The 21717-nt window shown below is 76.4% G+C and carries 22 protein-coding genes; 18 read left to right on the top strand and 4 right to left on the bottom strand.

Annotation, left to right across the window (positions count from 1 at the left end; all coding sequences use genetic code 11):
- Positions 1-108 precede the first annotated feature (108 nt).
- The 9 genes from proC to FB586_RS09465 all read left to right on the top strand — a co-directional run bounded on the left by proC (position 109) and on the right by FB586_RS09465 (position 11725).
- A complete protein-coding gene (proC, locus tag FB586_RS09425) occupies positions 109-939 on the top strand; it encodes a pyrroline-5-carboxylate reductase (RefSeq protein ID WP_136519095.1) in 831 nt (276 codons plus the stop codon).
- A gap of 4 nt (positions 940-943) precedes the next feature.
- Positions 944-1978, top strand: coding sequence for a LacI family DNA-binding transcriptional regulator (locus tag FB586_RS09430; RefSeq protein ID WP_306419158.1), 1035 nt, complete (start codon positions 944-946; stop codon positions 1976-1978).
- 136 nt (positions 1979-2114) lie between these two features.
- Positions 2115-3716: a xylulokinase gene (locus tag FB586_RS09435; RefSeq protein WP_136519096.1), complete on the top strand. Its 1602-nt coding sequence runs from the start codon at positions 2115-2117 to the stop codon at positions 3714-3716.
- A gap of 58 nt (positions 3717-3774) precedes the next feature.
- Positions 3775-4494: an L-ribulose-5-phosphate 4-epimerase gene (locus tag FB586_RS09440; protein ID WP_136519097.1), complete on the top strand. Its 720-nt coding sequence runs from the start codon at positions 3775-3777 to the stop codon at positions 4492-4494.
- Positions 4495-4522: 28 nt separating this feature from the next.
- On the top strand, positions 4523-6031 hold the full coding sequence (gene araA, locus FB586_RS09445; RefSeq protein WP_136519098.1) for an L-arabinose isomerase: 1509 nt from the start codon (positions 4523-4525) through the stop codon (positions 6029-6031).
- 305 nt (positions 6032-6336) lie between these two features.
- Entirely contained in the window at positions 6337-8235 is a 1899-nt protein-coding gene (locus tag FB586_RS09450; RefSeq protein ID WP_136519099.1) for a PKD domain-containing protein, read from the top strand.
- Between the two features lie 143 nt (positions 8236-8378).
- Positions 8379-9584 (top strand): hypothetical protein, encoded by a 1206-nt coding sequence (locus FB586_RS09455; protein ID WP_136519100.1) that lies wholly within the window; start codon positions 8379-8381, stop codon positions 9582-9584.
- Positions 9585-9669: 85 nt separating this feature from the next.
- The gene (locus FB586_RS09460; protein ID WP_136519101.1) at positions 9670-11118 is read left to right on the top strand and encodes a hypothetical protein; all 1449 of its coding nucleotides are present in this window, start codon (positions 9670-9672) and stop codon (positions 11116-11118) included.
- Positions 11119-11221: 103 nt separating this feature from the next.
- On the top strand, positions 11222-11725 hold the full coding sequence (locus FB586_RS09465) for a GNAT family N-acetyltransferase (protein WP_136519102.1): 504 nt from the start codon (positions 11222-11224) through the stop codon (positions 11723-11725).
- A gap of 42 nt (positions 11726-11767) precedes the next feature.
- Here the strand turns inward: FB586_RS09465 and FB586_RS09470 are convergent, their stop codons facing one another.
- Together FB586_RS09470 and FB586_RS09475 are read right to left on the bottom strand one after the other, a co-directional pair.
- Positions 11768-12475 carry a potassium channel family protein gene (locus FB586_RS09470; protein ID WP_370741060.1) on the bottom strand — a complete coding sequence of 236 codons (708 nt, stop codon included), beginning with the start codon at positions 12473-12475 and terminating at the stop codon, positions 11768-11770.
- On the bottom strand, positions 12468-13841 hold the full coding sequence (locus FB586_RS09475; RefSeq protein ID WP_136519103.1) for a TrkH family potassium uptake protein: 1374 nt from the start codon (positions 13839-13841) through the stop codon (positions 12468-12470). Before FB586_RS09475 ends, FB586_RS09470 begins: the two co-directional genes overlap by 8 nt.
- A gap of 228 nt (positions 13842-14069) precedes the next feature.
- On the opposite strand from FB586_RS09475, the gene FB586_RS09480 reads away from it, so the two are divergent.
- From FB586_RS09480 to FB586_RS09490, 3 genes are all read left to right on the top strand, one after another.
- On the top strand, positions 14070-15290 hold the full coding sequence (locus FB586_RS09480; RefSeq protein WP_136519104.1) for an acetoin utilization protein AcuC: 1221 nt from the start codon (positions 14070-14072) through the stop codon (positions 15288-15290).
- A 147-nt stretch (positions 15291-15437) separates the two neighbouring features.
- Positions 15438-15674 carry a helix-turn-helix domain-containing protein gene (locus FB586_RS09485; protein WP_136519105.1) on the top strand — a complete coding sequence of 79 codons (237 nt, stop codon included), beginning with the start codon at positions 15438-15440 and terminating at the stop codon, positions 15672-15674.
- A gap of 182 nt (positions 15675-15856) precedes the next feature.
- Positions 15857-15955: a 30S ribosomal protein bS22 gene (locus FB586_RS09490; protein ID WP_003792170.1), complete on the top strand. Its 99-nt coding sequence runs from the start codon at positions 15857-15859 to the stop codon at positions 15953-15955.
- A gap of 122 nt (positions 15956-16077) precedes the next feature.
- Here FB586_RS09490 and FB586_RS09495 read toward each other — a convergent pair whose 3' ends face one another.
- A complete protein-coding gene (locus FB586_RS09495) occupies positions 16078-16899 on the bottom strand; it encodes an HAD family hydrolase (protein ID WP_246036725.1) in 822 nt (273 codons plus the stop codon).
- Positions 16900-17057: 158 nt separating this feature from the next.
- Between FB586_RS09495 and FB586_RS09500 the strand changes: the two genes are divergently transcribed.
- Both FB586_RS09500 and FB586_RS09505 read left to right on the top strand, forming a co-directional pair.
- Positions 17058-17369: a glutaredoxin family protein gene (locus tag FB586_RS09500; protein WP_246036675.1), complete on the top strand. Its 312-nt coding sequence runs from the start codon at positions 17058-17060 to the stop codon at positions 17367-17369.
- 68 nt (positions 17370-17437) lie between these two features.
- Complete coding sequence (locus tag FB586_RS09505; RefSeq protein ID WP_136519106.1) at positions 17438-18106, top strand: redox-sensing transcriptional repressor Rex; 669 nt, start codon at positions 17438-17440, stop codon at positions 18104-18106.
- 75 nt (positions 18107-18181) lie between these two features.
- Here FB586_RS09505 and FB586_RS09510 read toward each other — a convergent pair whose 3' ends face one another.
- Positions 18182-18730: a YceI family protein gene (locus tag FB586_RS09510; RefSeq protein ID WP_136519107.1), complete on the bottom strand. Its 549-nt coding sequence runs from the start codon at positions 18728-18730 to the stop codon at positions 18182-18184.
- Positions 18731-18821: 91 nt separating this feature from the next.
- Here FB586_RS09510 and FB586_RS09515 point away from each other — a divergent pair, with 91 nt between their 5' ends.
- From FB586_RS09515 to FB586_RS09530, 4 genes are all read left to right on the top strand, one after another.
- On the top strand, positions 18822-19376 hold the full coding sequence (locus FB586_RS09515) for a MarR family winged helix-turn-helix transcriptional regulator (protein ID WP_136519108.1): 555 nt from the start codon (positions 18822-18824) through the stop codon (positions 19374-19376).
- A gap of 73 nt (positions 19377-19449) precedes the next feature.
- Positions 19450-20106: a histidine phosphatase family protein gene (locus tag FB586_RS09520; RefSeq protein WP_136519109.1), complete on the top strand. Its 657-nt coding sequence runs from the start codon at positions 19450-19452 to the stop codon at positions 20104-20106.
- A gap of 46 nt (positions 20107-20152) precedes the next feature.
- The gene (locus tag FB586_RS09525; protein ID WP_136519576.1) at positions 20153-20776 is read left to right on the top strand and encodes a TlpA family protein disulfide reductase; all 624 of its coding nucleotides are present in this window, start codon (positions 20153-20155) and stop codon (positions 20774-20776) included.
- A complete protein-coding gene (locus FB586_RS09530) occupies positions 20773-21714 on the top strand; it encodes a cytochrome c biogenesis CcdA family protein (RefSeq protein ID WP_136519110.1) in 942 nt (313 codons plus the stop codon). The genes FB586_RS09525 and FB586_RS09530 overlap by 4 nt, the downstream gene beginning before the upstream one ends.
- Positions 21715-21717: the final 3 nt, after the last annotated feature.

Here is a 21717-nt window from a genome sequence, read left to right on the forward strand (position 1 = left end):
CTCGGGACGGGGGTCGGTAGGCTCCCGGGGCCGGGTCCCGGGCGTCGAGGGCCCGGGGCGGCCGGGTGCGGTGCGGCCGGTGCGGCGCGGTGGCCCTGGAGGAGCGCGATGACGGAGCAGGGTGGGACGCCCACGGTGGCGGTGCTGGGTGCCGGGGTCATGGGCGGGACGCTGGCCGCGGGCCTGCGGTCGGGCGGCTGGCCGGCGGAACGGGTCGTGATCGCCGACCGGGACGCGACGGCGGTCGCGCGCCTCGCGGACGAGCACGGCGTGACCGGTGCCGGGTCCAACCGCGAGGCCGTCGCCGACGCGGCGGTGGTGCTGCTCGCGGTCAAGCCGGGCGTCGTGCCGGCGGTGCTCGCCGAGGTCGGGCCCGTCCTGCGCCCGGGCGCCCTGGTCGTCAGCGTCGCCGCGGGCGTCCCGCTGCGCACCTACGAGGACGCCCTGCCGGCCGGCACGCCGGTCGTGCGCGTCATGCCCAACACGCCCGCGCTGATCGGCAAGGGCGCGAGCGCGATCGCGCCGGGCGCGGCCGCCGGCGACGAGCACCTGGCCCTGGTCGAGCGCATGCTCGCCGCGACGGGTGTCGTGGTCCGGGTCGGCGAGAGGGACATGGACGCCGTCACGGCCCTGTCCGGTTCCGGCCCCGCCTACGTCTTCTACCTCGTCGACGCCCTCGCCGAGGCCGGTGTGCTGCTCGGGCTCACCCGGGACCTCGCGACGCGGCTCGCCGTGGCGACGGTGGAGGGGTCCGCGGCGATGGTGGCCAGCACCGGGGACCACCCGGCGGTGCTGCGCGAGCGCGTCTCGTCGCCCGGCGGGACGACGGTCGCGGGGGTCGCGGCGCTGGACGCGCACGCCGTGCGGGCGGGTGTCGTCGCCGCGGTCCGTGCGGCCGCGGAGCGCTCGCGCGAGCTCGGCCGGCCGGACGCGGGCTGAGCCGGTGCCCACCGACGCGCTCGGCGCCGTCCGCCACCGTGGCGCCCGCACCGGGCGGCCGCCGGCGATGAGCGACGTGGCGGCGCTCGCCGGGGTGTCGCACCAGACCGTCTCGCGCGTCCTCAACGACCACCCGAGCGTGCGGCCCGAGACGCGCTCGCGGGTCCTCGAGGCGATCGCCACCCTGGGGTACCGGCGCAACCTGGCGGCGCGCGCGCTCGTCACCCGGCGCACGGGGTCGATCGGCGTCGTCACGCCGGGGTCCGCGCTGTTCGGGCCCACGAGCACGCTGGTGGCGCTCGAGCAGGCGGCGCGGGACTCCGGCCGGTACGTGTCGGTCGCGACGCTGCGCTCGTTCGGCCCGGACGAGGTCGTGCCCGCGGTCGAGCACTTCCTCGCGCAGGGGGTGGACGGGATCGTCGTCGTGGCGCCCCGCACGGACACGGTCGCCGCGCTGGGGTCGGTGCAGGCGCCCGTGCCGGTCGTGGTCGTGTCGTCGGCGCCGGACCTCGTGGGCGCCGGCGCGGTGGCGGTGGACCAGGAGGCCGGGGCGCGCGCGGCGACGGAGCACCTGCTCGCGTCGGGGCGCCGCACGGTGGTGCACGTGGCCGGGCCCGACGAGTGGTTCGACGCGCGGGACCGTCTGCGGGGCTGGCGTGCGGCGCTGGACGCGGCGGGGGTGCCGGTGCCGCCGCCCCTGCCGGCGGGCTGGTCGGCGGCGGACGGGGACGTGATCGGGCGGCGCCTGGTGGAGGAGGGCGTGCCGGACGCGGTCTTCGCGGCGAACGACCAGCTCGCGCTGGGCCTGCTGCACGCGTTCCGGCGTGCCGGGGTGCGGGTGCCGGACGACGTGGCGGTCGTCGGCTTCGACGACGAGCCGGGATCGGCGTTCGCGGCGCCGCCGCTGACCACGGTGCGGCAGGGGTTCGAGGAGCTGGGCGCGCACGCGGTCCGTGTGCTCGTCGACGCGCTGGGTGGTGCGGAGCCCACGCGTGAGCTCATCGCGCCCGAGCTCGTGGTCCGCGAGTCGGCTCCCTGACCGGCCGGCCCTGGGGCGCGTGCCCTTCCGTCCGTCCCATGTGAGCGCTAACATCGAACCGGCCGACGGCGTCCCGCCGTCGGTGCGCCCGCCGCGACGCCGCGGCCGGGCGACGCGCCGATCCCCGGGAGCCGCGATGACCGCGCCCGACGTCGAGACCGCACGCGACCACGTGACCGCAGGCCGTACCTCGCTCGGCATCGAGCTCGGCTCGACCCGCATCAAGGCGAGCCTGGTGGCGCCCGACGGCACGCCGCTCGCGGCCGGCGGCCACGCGTGGGAGAACGACTACGTCGACGGGCTGTGGACGTACTCGCTCGACGCGGTCTGGTCGGGGCTGCAGGCGTGCGTCGCGGAGCTGCTCGCCGACGTCGAGCAGCGCTACGGCACCCACCTCGAGACCGTCGGCGCGCTCGGCGTCTCGGCGATGATGCACGGGTACCTCGCGTTCGACGCCGACGGCGAGCTGCTCGTGCCGTTCCGCACGTGGCGCAACACGACGACCGAGCGCGCCGCCGCCGAGCTCACCGAGGCGTTCGGCCACAACATCCCGCTGCGCTGGTCCGTCGCGCACCTGTACCAGGCGGTCCTCGACGAGGAGCCGCACGTGCCGCGCCTGGCGTCGATCACGACGCTCGCCGGGTACGTGCACCGCCGCCTCACCGGCCGCCACGTGCTCGGCGTCGGCGACGCGTCGGGGGTGTTCCCGATCGACGCCGCCACGCGCGGCTACGACCAGCGCATGCTCGGGCGGCTCGACGCGCTCGTCGCCGACCGTGCGCCGGGGCTGCGTGTCGCGGACCTGCTCCCCGAGGTGCTGCTCGCGGGGCAGGAGGCGGGCCGGCTGACGGACGAGGGCGCGGCGCTGCTGGACCCCACCGGCACGCTGCGCCCCGGTGCGCCGCTGTGCCCGCCCGAGGGCGACGCGGGCACGGGCATGGTCGCCACGGCGTCGGTCGCACCGCGCACGGGCAACGTCAGCGTCGGGACGAGCATCTTCGCGATGGTCGTCCTCGAGGACGCCCTGGAGCGCGTGCACACCGAGATCGACCTCGTCACCACGCCGGCCGGCGACCCGGTCGCGATGGTGCACTGCAACAACGGCGCGAGCGAGCTCGCCGCCTGGGCGGGCGTCCTCGGCGAGCTGGTCGCGGCCCTCGGGCACGACGCCGACCCCGACGCGGTGTTCGGGGCGCTGCTGCGCGCGGCGCTCGACGGCGACGCCGACGGCGGCGGCCTGCTGGCCTACAACTACCTGGCCGGCGAGCCGGTCACGGGCCTCGCCGAGGGCCGTCCGCTCGTCGTCCGCACGCCCGACAGCCGCCTGACGCTCGCGAACTTCGCGCGCACCCAGGTGTACGGCGTCTTCGGCACCCTGAGCCTGGGCATGCAGGTCCTCGCGGACGAGGGCGTGCGCGTCGACACCCTGTTCGCCCACGGCGGGCTGTTCCGCACGGCGGGCGTCGCGCAGCGGCTGCTCGCGGCGGCGCTCGACGTGCCGGTCGCGGTGGGCAGGACCGCCGGGGAGGGCGGCGCGTGGGGCATCGCCCTGCTGGCCGCGTACCTGCAGGCGGCTCCCGGGCAGGACCTCGCGACGTGGCTCGGCGAGCACGTCCTCGCCGGGGCGGACCTCGACGAGGTGGCGCCCGACCCGGACGACGTCGCCGGCTTCACCGCCTACCTCGACCGCTACCGCGCCGGCCTCGCCGTCGAGCGCGCCGCGGTCGGGTCCCTGTGACCGGCTGCCCGGGCAGCATCGACGGGCGCGCCCGCCCGGCGCGCGGAGGAGGAGCACGATGACCGGCACGACCCTGGACGCCTACCCGGCCGCGGTGCGCGACGCCGTCGCCGCCGCGCGCGAGCGCGTCAGCGCGCTGCACGCCGAGCTGCCCCGCTGGGGGCTCGTCGTGTGGACCGCCGGCAACGTCTCCGAGCGCGTGGTCGTCGACCTCGACGCCGGACCGGGCGAGCGCGACCTGCTCGTCATCAAGCCGTCGGGCGTGACGTACGACGAGCTGAGCCCGGAGGCGATGGTCGTGTGCGACCTCGACGGGACCCTCGTCGAGGGCACGCGCGCGCCGTCGTCCGACACCGACGCGCACGCCTACGTGTACCGGCACATGCCCGAGGTCGGCGGCGTGGTGCACACGCACTCGACGTACGCGACCGCGTGGGCCGCCCGCGGCGAGCCGGTGCCGTGCGTGCTGACGATGATGGCCGACGAGTTCGGCGGTGACATCCCCGTCGGGCCGTTCGCGCTGATCGGCGACGACTCGATCGGCCGCGGCATCGTCGAGACGCTGCGCGACTCGCGCAGCCCCGCGGTGCTCATGCGCAACCACGGGCCCTTCACGATCGGCCGGGACGCGAAGGCCGCCGTGAAGGCCGCGGTCATGTGCGAGGAGGTCGCCCGGACCGTCCACGTCAGCCGTCAGCTCGGCGAGCCGCTGCCGATCGCGCAGAGCGACGTCGACTCCCTGTACGCCCGCTACCAGAACGTCTACGGCCAGCGCTGACGCCGGCCGGACCAGGACAGGAGAGACCATGAGCAAGCCCTACGCCGACCGCGAGGTCTGGTTCCTCACCGGCTCGCAGGACCTCTACGGCGAGGAGACCCTCCGCCAGGTCGCGGAGCAGTCGCAGCAGGTGGCGGCGCAGCTGGACGCGTCCGACGACGTCCCCGTGACCGTCGTCTGGAAGCCCGTCCTCAAGGACGCCGACGCGATCCGCCGCGCGATGCTCGACGCCAACGCGGACGACCGCGTGCTGGGTGTGATCACGTGGATGCACACGTTCAGCCCGGCGAAGATGTGGATCACCGGCCTGGACCAGCTGCGCAAGCCGCTGCTGCACCTGCACACGCAGGCGAACGTCGAGCTGCCGTGGGACACCATCGACTTCGACTTCATGAACCTCAACCAGGCCGCGCACGGCGACCGCGAGTACGCGTACGTCGCCGCGCGCCTGGGCGTGCCGCGCACGACCGTCGCGGGCCACGTGTCCAACCCGGCCGTGACGCGCCGCGTCGGCACGTGGGTCCGTGCGGCGGCGGCCCGCCGTGCCGTGCAGGAGCTGAACCTGGTCCGCTTCGGCGACAACATGCGCAACGTCGCGGTGACCGAGGGCGACAAGACCGAGGCGGAGCTGCGGTTCGGCGTCTCGGTCAACACCTGGGGCGTCAACGACCTGGTCGCGGCCGTGGAGGCCGTCGCGGACGCCGACGTCGACGCGCTCGTCGCGGAGTACGAGGAGCTGTACGACGTGGTGCCGGAGCTGCGCCGCGACGGCGACCGGCACGAGTCGCTGCGCTACGCCGCCCGCCAGGAGCTGGCCCTCGAGTCGTTCCTCACCGAGCGCGGCGCCACGGCGTTCACGACGAACTTCGAAGACCTCGGCGACCTGCGGCAGCTGCCCGGGCTCGCGGTCCAGCGCCTCATGGCCAAGGGCTACGGCTTCGGCGCCGAGGGCGACTGGAAGACCGCGGTGCTCGTGCGGGCGGCGAAGGTCATGGGGGAGGGGCTGCCCGGGGGCGCGTCCCTCATGGAGGACTACACCTACGACCTGACCCCGGGCGCCGAGCGCATCCTCGGCGCGCACATGCTCGAGATCTGCCCGACGCTCACCACGTCGCGCCCGCGTGTGGAGGTCCACCCGCTCGGCATCGGCGGCAAGGAGGACCCCGTCCGCATGGTCTTCGACGCGGACGCCGGCCCGGGCGTCGTGGTGTCGCTGGCCGACATGCGCGAGCGGTTCCGCCTGACGGCGAACGTCGTGGACGTCGTCCCGCCGAGCGCGCCGCTGCCGCACCTGCCGGTCGCGCGTGCGGTGTGGGAGCCGCGGCCGGACTTCACCACGTCCGCGGAGTGCTGGCTGACCGCGGGCGGCGCGCACCACACGGTGCTGACGACGGCCGTGGGCATCGAGGCGTGGGAGATGTTCGCGGAGATGACGCGGACGGAGCTGCTCGTCATCGACGAGTCGACGACGCGCCGTGGCTTCGCCGCCGAGGTGCGCTGGAACCAGGTCTACCACCGGCTGGCCCAGGGGTTCTGACCCGACGTCCGCACGCCCGAGGGGCGTCGACCGTGCGCTCGGCGCGGTCGGCGCCCCTCGTCGCGTCCCCGGACGTCTGCCCAGGTCCGAGGGTGTGACTTATACGACACAGCACGCCTGACCTGCACAGATGGCATAACATCGCGGATCCGTATCGGATTGCGGGCGGCGGGCGGTCCAGCGCTCGGCGTCGTGGATGCGTTGTGTGCAGACCGTGGTTGTCGCGTGCACGCAGGGGGCCCCGTCCACACGCGGGCGGGCGCGGGGCAGCACCTGACCACGCCTGCCCGCGTCGGAGCTGACACGTGACCGTCCACCGTCCTCGCACGTCCCGGACCGCCTCCCGGACGTCGTCCCGGCCGCGCCGCCTCGCCGTCGCCGGCCTCGCAGCAGTCCTCCTGGTCGGTGCGCCGGCCGCGCACGCCGCCGACCCGGCGCCTGCGACCACCACCACGACCACCACCGCGACCACCACTCCCGCCGACCCGCGCAGCGCGGACGGCACCCTGCTCGGCCAGTTCGTCCCCCGCGGGGACGCGCCGACCACCGAGGTCGCCGTGCAGCGCGCGGAGGACGCCCTGGGCCGTCGGCTCGCCGTCCAGCGCCTCTACCAGCGCTGGGACGACAACCTGCTCACCGCCGCCGGGCCCGCGGTCCAGCGCGGCCGCGTGCCGATGCTGTCCGTCCTGCCCAAGCGCCTCGACGGCACGGTCGTGCGCTGGGCGGCCCTCGCGCAGGGCGCCGCCGACGCGCAGATCCGGGCGCACGCGCAGCAGGTCAAAGGGCTCGGCCCCGTCGTGTACCTGACGCTCCACCACGAGGCCGACACCGCCGGTGCCACCTACGGCACCGCGGCCGAGTACGTCGCCGCGTGGCGCCGCTACGTCGAGGTCTTCCGCGCGGAGGGCGTCACGAACGTCCTGTGGACGTGGGTCCCGACGACCGGAGCCCTCATGCGGCCCACGACGGACCCGACGGCCAAGGGGTTCTACCCCGGGGACGACGTCGTCGACCGCGTCGGCACCGACGCGTACAACTGGTTCGGCTGCAAGAGCGGCAACACCGCGGAGTGGCGCTCGCTCCAGCACGTGACGGAGGGGCTGCGCGCGTTCGCGTGGAACCACGGCAAGAAGGCCGTGCTCGCCGAGTGGGGCTCCGTGGAGGACCCGGCCCAGCCGGGACGCCGCGCCGCGTGGCTGCGCGACGCGTTCGACCTGTTCGCCTCGTGGGGCGACCTCGAGGCGGTCGCGTACTTCGACACCGTCGGCACCTGCGACTGGCGCCTCGGCACCGGCCTCGCCGCCCAGACGTACCGCGAGCTCGCCGCGGGCGCGGCGCTGCACCCGCGTCCCGTCGCCTGGCTCGAGCCCTCCGCGACGCAGGGCGCCGGCACGCTCACCCTGGACCTGCGCGGGGACCGCAGCACGGGGACGGCGTCCGCGACCGGTACGGGCGTCGCGTCGTGGTCCCTCGACCTCGGCGACGGCACCACGCGGTCCGGCACGGGACAGCCGCCCGCGGCGCTGCGCCACACGTACGGTGCGGGCACGTTCACGCCGACGCTGCGGGTCACCGACACGCACGGGGTCAGCGCGAGCGACACGCGGACCGTCACCGTGGCGCCGGCGCCGGCCGTCACCGGCGTCGCCGAGCGGAACGTCACCACCACCTCGGCCGACCTGTTCGCGTGGGTCGACACCCGGGGCGTCGCCGGCACGGTGACGTTCGAGTGGCGTGACGGCGCCGCCGTGGTCGGGCGGGCGAGCGCCGCCGTCGGTGCGCGCAGCGGCGGGCAGGAGGTGTCCACCACCGCACCGCGCGGCCTCGTCCCCGGCACCCGGTACACGTGGACGGTCACGGTGACCACCGCGGCTGGCTCCGCCTCCCGCGAGGACGGCTGGCTCACCCCCGGACCGCCCGCGGTGCGGGTGATGGACCCTGCGTACGTCGGGCCGACGACGGCGCAGATCCGCGTCCGCGTCACGCCCAACGGTGCGGACACGACCGCGTGGGTCGAGTGGGGCACGACCGCCACCGACCAGCGCACGCCCGCCCTCGCGCTCGGCGCCGTGACGTACGAGCGGGCCGAGCAGCCGGCCCTCACGGGCCTCACGCCGCGGACGACCTACGTGTACCGGGTCGTGGCGGAGAACGTCCACGGCCGGACCCTCGGGCCCGTCCAGACCTTCACGACGGGGGGCTGAGCGGGCGTCACCCGAACGGACGAGCGCGGGGTCGCTCCGGTTGCGACCCCGCGCCCGCCGTTCCTACGGTCGGGTGCGCGGGCGCCGAGGACGACGCCCCGGACGGGACGACGGGGGGTCGTCGGCACATGGACGTGCACCGGATGGCACGGCAGGCAGGGCACTGGTTCCTGCGTGCGGTCCTCACGGCCGCCGCCGCCGTCCTCTTCGTGCTCCTCGGTGCCGTCGTCGGGGGTCCCTACGACGCGAAGGCCCAGCCGACCGCGGCGAGCGGGGGGCTCGGCGACGTCCTCGGTGGCGTGACCGCGACCGTCGGCGGCGTCCTCGAGCCCGTCGGCGGGGTCGTGCAGCACGTCGTCGAGCCCGTCACCGCGCACGTCGTGACCCCGGCCGTCGAGCCGGTGGTCGAGCACGTCGTGGCGCCGGTGGTCGAGCCCGTGGTGACGCAGGTCGTCGCACCGGCCGTCCAGACCGTCGTCGAGCCGGTGGTCACGGAGGTCGTCACGCCGGTCGCCGAGCCCGTCGTCCAGCCGGCCGCCGGCGTGGTCGCCCCCGTCGCCGAGGCTGTCCTCGCACCGCCGGTCGCGGCCGTGGCCGAGCCCGTCGTGCCCGTCGCGACCGCCGTCGTCGACCCCGTCGCCGGCGCGCTCGAGCCCGTCGCCGCCGCCGTCGTCGCACCCGTCGCCCCGCTCACCGATCCCCTGGTGGACGAGCTGGTCCGGGCCCTGACGCAGGCGCTCGCCCCCGTGCAGCCCGTGCTCGGGGCGGTCGTCCCCGTGCTCGCGCCCCTCACCCCGGTCGTCGAGGCGCTCGAGCCCGTGACCGGTCAGCTGCCCGGGGCCCCGGCCGTCGTGGCGCCGCTGCTGCCCGACCCGGTCGTGCCGGGCACCGACGGCCCGGTCCGGCACCCGGCGCAGGACCTGCCGGCGACCGCCCCCGCCCCGGCCGTCGTCGCAGCTGCGCCGCCCGCCGGCGACGGCGTCCCCCCGGCGGTGACCGCCGTCCCGGCGCCGACCCCGTCGGCGGCGCGCGCCGCCCACAGCGCCCCCGCTGCCCCCGCGAGCCCGGGCAGCGGCCGCGCGGCGTCCCTCGACGCCTCCCCGGCCGACCGACCCGCCGCGCCGCGCGGCACGCCCGGCACCCCCGCCGCGCCGTCACCCGCTCCGGCGCTCCCCGCGGGCGCTGCGGCCGGCGCGGGCCCGGGGGCCGGTGCCTCCCGCGGCGGCGCCGACGGCGCCCTGCCGGCCACCGTCCACCCCGCACCGCTGCGGGTGGTGGCGACCGTCGCGTCGCACGACCTCGCGTCCCCGGCAGCGCCCGCCGAGGAGATCCCGCACAGCCCTGCCTGACCGGCCGCACGTCGCACCGCGCGACGTCCGTCCCCCGCGCCCGTCACTTGGGCGCTCCGGTCCTTCCAGGCAGAGGAGCACTCCCATGCACACGTACGTCCGCCGAGCGCTGCACACGGCGCTCGTCAGCGGCGGCCTGCTGGTCGCCGGGGCCGCGATGGCCCACGCAGCCCCCGACGAGGGGCTCTCGGTCGACCTCGGTGTCGACCTCACCTCCGGTGCCGCCGTGCAGCTCGACGTCGGCCTCACCGGCACCGACCAGCCGCTCGTGTCCGTCCCCGTGGACGTCCCCGTGGACGTCCCCGTCGACGTCCCCGTGGACGTCCCCGTCGACGTCTCCGTCGACGTCTCCGGCGTCGCCGTCGGGGTGCTCGGCGACGCCGTCGTGGCCGGGGGGTCCGACGACGCAGCCGCCGCCCCCGCCGGGGGCTCGACGTCCGGGACGCCCCTCGTGGAGGCGCCCGTGACCGCGCCGGTCGACGTGCAGGACGTCGCCGTCGGCGTCCTCGGGGACGCGGGCGTGCAGTCCGCTCCCGCGCAGGCTCCCGCGCCCGCGCCGGCCACCCCGCAGCCGGGCGAGGCGGCTCTCGTCGAGGCGCCGGTGTCCGTGCCGGTGGACGTGTCGGGCGTGGCGCTGGCCGTCCTGGGGGACGCGGCGGTCACCACGTCGGGCTCCGGTGCGCCGGCTCCGGCTCCGGGTGCGTCAACGGGCGCGGACGAGGGTGCGCTGGTGCAGGCGCCGGTGTCGGTGCCGGTCGATGTCTCGGGTGTGGCGCTGGGTCTGCTGGGTGATGCGGCGGTGACGCAGGGTGCGGCCGGTGGGCAGTCGGCGCCGGGCACGGGTGCGTCGGCGGGTGCGGACGAGGGTGCGCTGGTGCAGGCGCCGGTGTCCGTGCCCGTGGACGTGTCGGGTGTGGCGCTGGGTCTGCTCGGTGATGCGGCGGTGACGGTTCCCGGCGGTGCCGGCGGTACCGGGACCGGCAGCGAGGGGGGTCCGGACGGACAGGGTTTGAGCGACGCGCTGCTGCCGGTCGAGGTCGGGCTCCCCGTCGGGCTCACCGACGTCGTGGTGGGGCTCGGACGCGCCGCCCTCATGACGGTCGGTTCCGCCCTGCCCGGTGAGGAGACCCCCGGCACGGACGGGCCGGGCACGGGCGCCCCGGGCGCCGGCACCCCCGGCACCGACCAGCCCGGCACGGACCGGCCCGGCCCCGACCAGCCCGTCGCTCCGGCGGACGGAGCGGTGTCCGGTGACTCCGTCGCCACGGTGTCCCGCGTCGTGACGTCGGCAGGCGCGGTCGGGCCGCTCCGGTCGGACGTCCTCGGTGCCGCCGCCTCCGGCCCGGCTGCGACCGCGCCCGCCGCGACCGCGCTCGCCACGACCGGTGCCGAGCCGTGGCTCCTGCCCGTGGCGCTCCTGCTGCTCGCGGGCGGCGTGTGGCTGCGCGGCCGGGTCGACCGTGCCCGCGCCCGTCACGTCGACGCGTCGACCACGGTCCTGCCCCGGCAGCGCGGCGCGACCGACGCCTCCTGACGGGCTCCGGGACGGGGCGGGCCACCACGGTCCCGCCCCGTCCCGGCACGCCTGCCCCCCGGACCTCCGTCGGCGGGGGTGCGCGCGGGTAGGGTCGCCGCCCGTGGACGAGCAGCGGCTGGACAGCGGTGGGGTGCTGCGCGCGGCGCGGCCCGGGGACGAGCGGGGGATCCTCGCGTGCATCCGGGCCCTCGCGGTGTACGAGCGCGAGCCGGACGCGGTCGAGACGACCGAGGCCGACCTGACGTCGGCGCTGTTCGCCCCGGACGCGACGGTCCACGCCCACGTCGTCGAGGTCGAGGGGGCCGTTGTCGCCATCGCCGTCTGGTTCCGGAGCTTCTCGACGTGGACAGGCCGGCACGGCGTCCACCTCGAGGACCTCTTCGTGGACCCGGCGCACCGCGGCAGGGGTTACGGCCTGGCCCTGCTGCGCTCGCTCGCCGCCGTCGCGGTCGCCCGCGGCTGGACGCGGGTCGACTGGTCGGTGCTGGACTGGAACGCCCCGTCGATCGCCTTCTACCGCTCGCTGGGTGCGGTGCCCATGGACGAGTGGACCGGGTACCGGCTCACCGGTGACGCGCTGCGCGAGGTCGCGGCGGGCGTCTGACCCCGTCCCGCGAGCCCGACCCCTGTCCGGCGAGGCCGACCCTCAGGGGCGCGCGGAGAACCGCTCGAGCAGCTCGGCGTGCCCGCCGACGATGATGAGGTCGTTCGACGAGATGCGGGTCTCCGGCGTCGCGTACTGGAACTCCACGCCCGGGCTCTTCACGCCGATGACCGTGACGCCGTACCGCTCGCGGATCTTCGACTGCGCGAGCGTGAAGCCCTGCGTCTCCTTCGGCGGCCGCATCTTCACGACCGTGAACCCGTCCTCGACCTCGATGTAGTCGAGCATCTTCCCGGACACGAGGTGCGCGACGCGGGCGCCGGCGTCGGCCTCGGGCAGGACGACGTGGTGCGCGCCGATGCGCTGCAGGATGCGCGCGTGCTCGCTCGAGATCGCCTTCGCCCAGATCTGCGGCACGCCGATGTCCACGAGGTTGCCGGTGATGAGCACCGACGCCTCGAGGTAGGAGCCGACGCCGACGACGGCCACGGGGAAGTCCCGGGCGCCGAGCTGGTCGAGCGCCTCGGGGTTCGTCGCGTCCGCCTCGACGAGCGGGACGCGGCCCGCCCACTGCGCGACGAGGTCCGCGTTCCGCTCCACCGCGAGGACGTCCTGCCCCAGCCGGTCGAGGGTCGCGGCGATCGACGAGCCGAAGCGGCCGAGGCCGATGACGAGGATGCCGGCCCCCTTGGCGGGGGAGCGGGGGGCGTTGCGGGGCTCGCCGCCGCCGGCGCGCAGGCTGTCAGCCAATGATCGGCCTCTCTTCGGGGTAGCGGACGACGCGACGACGGTTGCGCAGCGCCAGCGCCGCCGCAAGCGTGATCGTGCCGGTCCGGCCGATGAACATGAGCACGGCGAGCACGTACTTCGCCGGGTCGGGCAGGTCCGGGGTGATGCCCGTCGAGAGCCCGCAGGTCGCGAACGCGGAGATCACCTCGAAGAGGATCACGTCGAGGGTCAGCCCCGTCATCGCGAGCAGCAGCAGGGCGGCGACGAGCACGAAGCTGGCGGACACGAACGCCACGGCGATCGCGACCTGGAGCGTGTCGCGCGAGATGCGCCGCCCGAACGCCTCGACGTCCCGGTCGCCGCGCGCCTCCGCCACGATCGCGAGGAGCATGACCGCGAGCGTCGTCACCTTGATGCCGCCGGCGGTGCCGGCCGAGCCCCCGCCGACGAACATGAGCGCGTCGAGCAGCAGCCAGGTCCCCTCGTGCATCTCCCCGACGTCGACGGTGGAGAAGCCGCCCGAGCGCGGCATGATCCCGGCGAACAGCGACGCCAGGAGCGTGCCCGCCCAGTCCAGCGGCTTGAACGTCCCCGGGTTCGTCCACTCGAACGCCGCGACGACGACCGAGCCGAACAGCAGCAGGGCGACGCTCATCGACAGCGTCAGCTTGGTGTGCAGGTTCCAGCGCCGCGGCTCGCGCAGGTGGTTGGCGATGTTGAGGATCACCGGGAAGCCGAGCGAGCCGATGAACACGCCGACGATGATCGGCAGCAGCATCCACCAGTCCGACACGAACGGCTCGAGCCCCTCGGGGGTCGGCACGAAGCCGGCGTTGTTGAAGGCGGAGACGGCGTAGAAGACGGCGTGCCACGCGGCGGTGCCGACGTTGTCCTCGTGCAGCACGAGCCGGGGGAACAGGACGATCGCGATGGCGACCTCGAGCGCGGTCGACGTGACGATGACCGTCCGCACCAGGGAGCCGACCTCGCCGAGCCGCGTCACCTTCGTCTCGGAGGAGACGAGGAGACGCTGCGTGAGGCCGATGCGCCGGGACACCGCCATGCCGAGCAGCGACGCGAGGGTCATGACCCCGAGGCCGCCGATCTTGATGGCGACGAGGATGACGACGAGCCCCCAGATCGACCAGTACTCGCCGGTGGGGACCGTGACGAGCCCCGTCACCGTGGTCGCCGACGTCGCCGTGAAGAACGCGTCGACGAACGGGGCGCGCTCGCCGTGCGCGGTCGCCCACGGCGCCGACAGCAGGGCGGTGATGAGCGCGACGACCAGCGCGAAGACCGTCAGGGCGAGGCGCGCGGGCCCCTGCCGTGCGGCACGGTCGACGTACTCGCGGGCGCGCCACAGCAGGCCTGGTCCCGCTGCCATGCCGCCTCCCGCCGTGCGCCGAGCCGTCCCGTGCCCTGTCGTCCGGGGCTCGGTGCCGACCGCGACCGACGGGACGACGGTCCGCCTCGCGCCGGACCGGGGACCCATGCTGGCACGACCCGCCGACAGTCGTGCGCGGGCCCGCCGAACGGCCCGGCCCCGTGCGTCGGCCGGGCGGCGACGGGCGTCCGGTCGACACGGCCCGCGACGCGGTGGGAACGTGGGCCCATGACGGCGACGGCCACGGACGCGGCCCCCCACGGTGCTGCGGCCGGGCCCGTCCGTGTGGTCTGGTCCACCGAGATGCTCGCGTACGACTTCGGCGTGGGGCACCCGATGACGTCGGACCGCATCGACCTGACCGTCGCGCTGGCCGCGCGCCTGGGGCTGCTCGAGGGCCCGGGGGTCGAGGTCGTGGCGGCCGAGCCCGCTCCCGACGACCTGCTCGAGACGGTCCACGAGCCGGAGTACGTCGCGGCCGTGCACGCCGCGGCCGAGCGCGGCGTGCCCGACCCGGCGCGCGGGCTCGGCACGCGCGACGACCCGGTCTTCCCGCAGATGCACGACGCGGCCGCGCGCGTCGTCGCGGGCTCCGTGGACGCGGCCCTGGCGGTCTGGGAGGGGCGCGCGCCGCACGCGGTGAACGTGGGCGGCGGCCTGCACCACGCGATGCCCGGCGCGGCGTCGGGGTTCTGCGTCTACAACGACGCCGCCGTCGCGATCCGCGCGCTGCTCGCCGCGGGCGTCGAGCGGGTCGCGTACGTCGACGTCGACGCGCACCACGGCGACGGCGTGCAGGCGGTGTTCTGGGACGACCCGCGCGTGCTCACGGTGTCGCTGCACGAGACGGGCCACGCGCTGTTCCCGGGGACGGGCTACGCCGGCGAGACCGGCGGGCGCGGCGCCGAGGGCAGCGCGGTCAACGTCGCGCTGCCGTCGCGCACGGGCGACGCGGGCTGGCTGCGCGCGCTGGACGCCGTCGTCCCCGCGGTGCTGCGTGCGTTCGAGCCGCAGGTGATGGTGACCCAGCACGGCTGCGACACGCACCGGCTGGACCCCCTGACGTCCCTGCGCGTGAGCGTCGACGGGCAGCGTGCCGCGGCCGAGCGGCTGCACGACCTGGCGCACGAGGTCTGCGACGGGCGCTGGCTCGCGCTCGGCGGCGGCGGGTACGCGGTGCTCGACGTCGTGCCGCGTGCGTGGGCCCACCTCATCGGGATCGCGACGCACCGTCCGGTCGACCCGGCCGCGCCCGTGCCGCAGGAGTGGCTGGACGCGGTGCGGCAGCGGTACGGGCGGGCGGCGGTCGGCGTCATGACCGACGGCGTGCTCGTGGAGGCCCGTCCGTGGTCGGCGGGCTACGACCCGGCGGACGACGTCGACCGGGCGATCCGGGCGACCCGGGCCGCCGTGTTCCCGGCGCTCGGCCTCGACCCCGAGCTCGACTGACACCGGCGTGGGCCCGTCCGGGTGAGAGGTGCCCGTGAGGGCCGTCCCGGCTTCCCCACCTGTCACACCCGCCACTACTGTGAGCGTCGAGCACCCCGCCGGTGGGTGGCACGCCGCCGGCGCAGGTCCGGCCGTCGGGAGGGTCGGATGGACGAGCCGCGGCAGGAGCCCCAGGGCAGGGTGCGGTTCCTCACCGTCAACGAGGTCGCCGACCTCATGCGGGTCTCGCGGATGACCGTCTACCGCCTCGTGCACTCGGGCGAGCTGCCCGCGGTCCGGGTCGGGCGCTCGTTCCGCGTCCCCCAGGACGCGCTCGACGCCTACCTGCGCTCGTCGGCCACGGTCGACCCGGGCGCCCGCGAGGAGCACCGCCGCTCGTCCTGACGGTGCCGCCGCCGCGGTCCGGGGACCCGGGTTCGCGAGGGTGCGGCCCCATCCCGTAAGGTGGGCCCCCGGACTTCTGCGTGCGTGGGCCGGTCGCTGGCGTCGATCCCGCATCAACCCCGCGCGTCGGCCGACCACCTTCGCGGTCCTGCGGGCCGCGACCGGACACGAGTGAGGACCGCATGGGCTCCGTCATCAAGAAGCGCCGCAAGCGCATGGCGAAGAAGAAGCACCGCAAGCTGCTGCGCAAGACGCGCCACCAGCGTCGTAACAAGAAGTGAGCTGAGCGCACCCGCGCATCGCTCCGCACCCCGGGCCCGGTCGACCGACCGGGCCCGACGTGCGTCCGGGGCCGCTCGGGCGCGGCGCGGACCGGCGGACGCCCGCGAGGACGTCCCGCCCGTCAGGAGCCGGTGACCCGGCGGCGCAGCGCCCGCACCACGACGGCCGCCGCCCACGTGAGCCCTGCCAGGCTCGCCGCGTTGGCCCCCCGCCGGGCGTTGCGCCGGCGGTTGCGGAACTCCCGCACCGGCCACCCCACCTCGGCCGCGTGCCGGCGCAGCCGCCGGTCCGGGTTGATGGCGCAGGGGTTGCCGACCGTGGACAGGATCGGGACGTCGTTGGTGGAGTCGCCGTACGCGTGGCAGTGCGCCAGGTCGTAGCCCTCCCGCTCGGCGAGCGCACGCACCGCGCTGGCCTTCGCCTCGCCGTGCAGCAGGTCCCCGACGAGGCGGCCGGTGTAGAAGCCGTCGCGGTGCTCGGCGACGGTGCCGAGGGCGCCGGACGTGCCGAGCCGCCGGGCGATCAGCTCGCCGATCTCGGTCGGCGTGGCGGTCACCAGCCAGACCGCGTGCCCGTCGGCGAGGTGCGCGTCCAGCAGGGCGCGCGTGCCCGGGTAGATGCGCAGGCTGAGGACCTCGTCGTAGACGTCCTCGGCGATGGCCGTGACCTCGGCGACCGAGTGCCCGCGCATGATCTCCAGCGCCCGCGAGCGCACCTCGTCGATCTGCTCGCGGTCCTCGCCGAACAGCCGGTAGCGCGCCTGCTGGACGGCGAACACGAGGAAGTCGCGCTTGCGGAAGAACCCGCGCCGGTACAGCCCGACGGCGAGGTGGAACGCGCTCGCGCCCCGGATGATCGTGTTGTCGACGTCGAAGAACGCCGCGACCTTCGTGCCCTCCGGGACGAGCTCCGCGCGGTCCGTCTCGACGGTGCCGGCGACCACGGGCTCCGCCCCGGCCACGTCCTGGCCGACCACGGCGCCCCGGCCGGTGTCGTCCGCCGCGTGCACCCGGCCACTGTAACGAGTGGCCCGGTCCACGGGGCGCGCGCGGGGCCGGCCGTGCGTGACCGGCCCGCGGCGTCGCGCCTAGCGTGGTGCGCGTGACCGAGACCCCGGCCCCCGACGCCCCCGCACCCGTCCCGCCGGAGCGGGCCCGGATCGTGCTGTACGGCCGCGCCGGCTGTCACCTGTGCGACGACGCGCGCGCGGTCGTCGTCCGCGTCAGCGCGGCGACGGGTGCGCCGTGGGGCGAGGTCGACGTGGACGCGCCGCGGGCCGACGGGCGGGACCTGCGTGCGGAGATGGGCGAGCTCGTGCCGGTCGTCGAGGTCGACGGCGTGCGCCGCGGCTACTGGCGCGTCGACGAGAACCGCCTGCTGCGGGCCCTCGCCGCGGGGCCGCCCAGGCCCTAGCGTGTGGTCCGGCGACCGGCTGCGCCCGCGACGGGGCGGTGCGTGCGGTCGGTGCCCCGGGGGGCGACGTGGACGGACGGGCAGGGTCGGGTCGGGCGGCGCAGGTGCCGCCGGCGACGGTCGCGCGCCTGCCCGGGTACCTGCGGGCGCTGGAGGCCGTGGCCGCCGAGGGGTGCGTGCTCACGTCGTCGGACGAGCTCGCGGACCGGGCCGGGGTGACCCCGGCGCAGCTGCGCAAGGACCTGTCGTTCCTGGGCTCGTACGGGGTCCGCGGCGTGGGGTACGACGTGGCGCACCTGCGCGAGCAGGTGCGCGTGGCGCTGGGGCTCGCGGACGAGCGCCGGGTCGTGCTCGTGGGCGTCGGGAACCTGGGCCACGCGCTGGCGAACTACGCGGGGTTCGCGCAGCGCGGCTTCAGCCTCGTGGCGCTCCTCGACGCGGACCCGGCGGTGGTCGGGACGACCGTGGCGGGGCTGGTCGTGCAGCCGGCGGACCGGCTCGCGGAGGTGGTGACGTCGACGGGGGCGTCGATCGCGGTGGTGACCACGCCGGCGTCCGCGGCGCAGGACGTGTGCGACCGGCTCGTGGCGGCCGGGGTGGTCGGCATCCTGACGTTCGCGCCGGCGGCGCTGCGGGTGCCGCCGCACGTCGACGTGCGGGCGGTGGACGTCGCGTCGGAGCTGCAGATCCTCGCGTTCCACGACGCCCGGCGAGCCGCGGCCGCGGGCGGGGCGTGAGCCGGCGGCGTCGTGGGCCCGGACGCGCCGCGGGGCGCGACCGGACCGGTCGCGCCCCGCGGGGTGTGGTCGTGCTCAGGCCTGCTTGATGGCCGAGACGTCGAGGTCGATGCGGACCTTGTCGGCGACGAGGACGCCGCCGGCCTCGAGGGCCGCGTTCCAGGTGAGGCCGAAGTCCTTGCGGGAGATCGTGACCGAGGCCTCGAACCCGGCGCGCTGGTTGCCGAACGGGTCGACGGCGGTGCCGTTGAACGTCGTCTCGAGCTCGACGGGGCGCGTCACGCCGTGGATCGTCAGGTCGCCGGCGATGACGTAGTCGCCGCCCGCGGCGCGCACGGCGGTGGAGGTGAACGTCCACTCGGGGTACGTCTCGACCTCGAAGAAGTCGGCGCTCTTGAGGTGGCCGTCACGGTTGGCGTCGCGCGTGTCGACGGAGGCCGGGTCGAGCGTGACGACGACGGAGGACGACTCGAGGTCCTCGCCGACGGTCAGCGTGCCCGAGGTGATGCCGACCGTGCCGCGCACCTTGGAGATGCCCGCGTGGCGGACGGTGAACGTCGCCTCCGAGTGGGACGCGTCGACGGCCCAGGTGCCGGTGGTCAGGCCGGTGGGGAGAGCGGTCATGGGGTCCTCCGCGATTCGTTGAATCATCAAGTAGCAGGTTCGTTGAGATTTCTACTACAGTTGCCCGACGACCGCAAGAGGGGAGGACGACGTGACCACGAGCACCTCCGGCGCCGCCCGGGACGCGACCACGCCCGACGACGACGACGTGCGCTGGCTGAGCGCCGAGCAGCAGCGGCACTGGCGGGCGTGGCGCGACGGGGCCGCGCTGCTGCTCGACGCCCTCGGCCGCGAGCTCGACGCGCAGAGCGGCCTGTCCCTCGCGGAGTACGAGATCCTCGTCCGCCTCTCCGAGGCCCCCGGGCGCACGCTGCGGATGTCGGAGCTCGCCGGGGACCTCGCGCACTCGCGCAGCCGCCTCACCCACACCGTGGCACGGCTCGAGCGCGCGGGCATCGTGCGGCGCGAGCCCGCCCCCGGCGACGCGCGGGGCGTCAACTGCGTCATGACCGACCACGGCTGGGACGTGCTCGTCGCCGCCGCCCCCGGGCACGTGCGCTCGGTGCGCGCGCACCTCGTCGACCGGCTCAGCGACGCCCAGCTCGCGGCCCTGGGCGAGGCGATGCAGGTCGTCGTCGACCACCTGCGCTCACCCGGGTGCACGCAGGCGCGCGCCGAGGCGGAGGAGCCCGCGGCCGACGCCTGACCAGGGGCCCGACGTGGCGCAGCGCACGCCCCGCGACGGCCGTGCACCCAGGAGGGTTTGCGACACTGTGGACATGGTCGACACGACGGTGCACCTGATGCGGCACGGCGAGGTCCACAACCCCGCCGGCGTCCTGTACGGGCGCCTGCCCGGGTACCGCCTCTCCGAGCGCGGCGTCGCGATGGCCGAGCTCGTCGCGCGCACCCTCGGCGGCGACGAGGGCGCACCGCGCCGCGACGTCGTGAGCGTCGTCGCCTCCCCGCTCGAGCGGGCGCAGCAGACCGCCGCGCCGATCGCGGCCGCGTTCGGCCTCGACGTCGTCACCGACGAGCGGCTCATCGAGGCCGAGAACCACTTCCAGGGACGCACGTTCGGCGTCGGCGACGGCTCGCTGCGGCACCCCGAGCACTGGCCCCACCTGCGCAACCCCTTCCGGCCGTCCTGGGGCGAGGCCTACACCGTGCAGGTGGCGCGCATGACCGCCGCGGTGCACGCCGCCCGGGACGCGGCCCGCGGCCACGAGGTCGTGCTCGTCAGCCACCAGCTGCCGATCTGGGTGACCCGCCTCGCGCTCGAGGGCCGCCGCCTGTGGCACGACCCCCGCCGCCGCCAGTGCGCCCTGGCGTCCCTGACGACCCTGCGCTTCTCGGGAGACCGGCTGGTCGGCATCGGCTACTCCGAGCCGGCCGCGTCGCTGCTGCCCGGGGCCTCGAAGGTCGCGGGGGCCTGACGTGCGCCGCGCCCCCCTGCGCCAGGCACCCCTGCGCCAGGCTCCCCTGCGCCGCGCCGCAGCCGCCGTCCTCGGCCTCGCGCTGCTCGCGGGCTGCTCCGCCGGCGGCGACGAGCCCGGCACGCCCGAGGACGTCGTCGGCCAGGGCTACCAGTCCGGCGACGGCTCCACGACCACGTGGGCGGCGGGGGACCGCACCGAGCCGCTCGTGCTCGCGGGCACCGACTACGAGGGCGCGGCGCAGGACGTCACGGCCTGGCGCGGCGACGTCGTCGTGCTCAACACCTGGTACGCCGCCTGCCCGCCGTGCCGTGCGGAGGCGCCGGACCTCGTCGCGCTCGCGCAGGACTACTCCGACCAGGGCGTGCACGTGCTCGGCATCAACGTCCGCGACGCCGCGGGTGCCGCCCAGGCGTTCCAGCGCGAGTTCGCCATCCCGTACCCGAGCATCGCGGACACCGACGGCGCCGCCGTGGCCGCCCTGCAGGGCGTCGTACCGGTGAGCGCCGTGCCGACCACCGTCGTGCTCGACCGCGAGGGGCGGGTCGCCGCGCGCGTGCTCGGCCTGGCCGACGGCTCGACGCTGCGGGCGCTCGTCGACGAGCTGCTCGCGGAGGGCGGAGCCGCCGGCGAGCCGGCGCCCACCGGGACGGGCACGGCCGCGCCGTGACCCCCGACGTCGGTGCGGCGGTCGCGAGCGGCTCCCTGCTGCTCGCGGTGCCGGTCGCGCTGCTCGCCGGGGTGGTGGCGTTCGCGTCGCCGTGCGTCCTGCCGCTCGTGCCCGGCTACCTCGGGCTGCTCGGGGGCCTGGCGGGTGCGCCGGGCGGGACCCGCGAGGAGCGCGCGCGCCGCGTGCTCGGCGCGGTCGACGCGACGGACGTCGTCGGCCTCGGCCGCGGCGGGGCGCGCGGCGCGGCGGGTGACGCGGTCGCCCTGGCCGCGCCCACGGCCGCGGCGGCGCCCGCCGGTGCCACCGCCGCCCTGCCCGACACCACCGCCGACGCCGAGCGCGACCGGCACGCCCGCCGCCGCGTCCTGCTCGGGGTCACCCTCTTCGTCGCCGGGTTCTCGCTCGTCTTCGTCGCCTTCGGCGCGCTGGCCGGCTCGCTCGGGTCGCTGCTGTGGCAGTGGCAGGACCCGGTGAGCCGCGTGCTGGGCGTCGTCACCGTCGTCATGGGCCTGGCGTTCCTGGGGCTCGTGCCGTTCGCGCAGGGGGAGCGGCGCCTGCAGCTCGCGCCCCGCGCCGGGCTCTGGGGCGCCCCGCTGCTCGGCGTGGCGTTCGGCATCGGGTGGACCCCGTGCATCGGCCCGACGCTCGCGGCGATCCTCACGCTGTCCCTGACCGGGGGGTCCGCGGGACGCGGCGCGCTGCTCGCCGCCGTGTTCTGCGTGGGCCTCGGCCTGCCGTTCGTCCTCGTCGCGCTCGGCCTGCAGCGGTCCGGGCGGCTGCTCGGGTGGCTGCGGCGCCACCGGCTGGCGGTGCGGCGGGTCGGCGGCGGCGTGCTCGTCGTGCTCGGGCTCGCGCTCGCGACCGGCGTGTGGGGCACGTGGTCCGCCTGGCTCCAGGGCGTCCTGACGGGCGCCGACCCCTTCGTCCCGGTGCTGTGAGGC

The sequence above is a fragment of the Cellulomonas telluris genome, assembly GCF_004886325.1.
Classification (GTDB): Bacteria; Actinomycetota; Actinomycetes; order Actinomycetales; family Cellulomonadaceae; genus Cellulomonas; species Cellulomonas telluris.

Bases quoted from the DNA above. Each gene is read 5' to 3' on its own strand.
- FB586_RS09440 (WP_136519097.1), top strand. From the start codon at position 3,775: ATGACCGGCACGACCCTGGACGCCTACCCGGCCGCGGTGCGCGACGCC.
- FB586_RS09460 (WP_136519101.1), top strand. From the start codon at position 9,670: ATGCACACGTACGTCCGCCGAGCGCTGCACACGGCGCTCGTCAGCGGC.
- FB586_RS09510 (WP_136519107.1), bottom strand. From the start codon at position 18,730: ATGACCGCTCTCCCCACCGGCCTGACCACCGGCACCTGGGCCGTCGAC.
- FB586_RS09490 (WP_003792170.1), top strand. From the start codon at position 15,857: ATGGGCTCCGTCATCAAGAAGCGCCGCAAGCGCATGGCGAAGAAGAAG.
- FB586_RS09520 (WP_136519109.1), top strand. From the start codon at position 19,450: ATGGTCGACACGACGGTGCACCTGATGCGGCACGGCGAGGTCCACAAC.
- proC (WP_136519095.1), top strand. From the start codon at position 109: ATGACGGAGCAGGGTGGGACGCCCACGGTGGCGGTGCTGGGTGCCGGG.
- FB586_RS09485 (WP_136519105.1), top strand. From the start codon at position 15,438: ATGGACGAGCCGCGGCAGGAGCCCCAGGGCAGGGTGCGGTTCCTCACC.
- araA (WP_136519098.1), top strand. From the start codon at position 4,523: ATGAGCAAGCCCTACGCCGACCGCGAGGTCTGGTTCCTCACCGGCTCG.
- FB586_RS09475 (WP_136519103.1), bottom strand. From the start codon at position 13,841: ATGGCAGCGGGACCAGGCCTGCTGTGGCGCGCCCGCGAGTACGTCGAC.
- FB586_RS09480 (WP_136519104.1), top strand. From the start codon at position 14,070: ATGACGGCGACGGCCACGGACGCGGCCCCCCACGGTGCTGCGGCCGGG.
- FB586_RS09435 (WP_136519096.1), top strand. From the start codon at position 2,115: ATGACCGCGCCCGACGTCGAGACCGCACGCGACCACGTGACCGCAGGC.
- FB586_RS09455 (WP_136519100.1), top strand. From the start codon at position 8,379: ATGGCACGGCAGGCAGGGCACTGGTTCCTGCGTGCGGTCCTCACGGCC.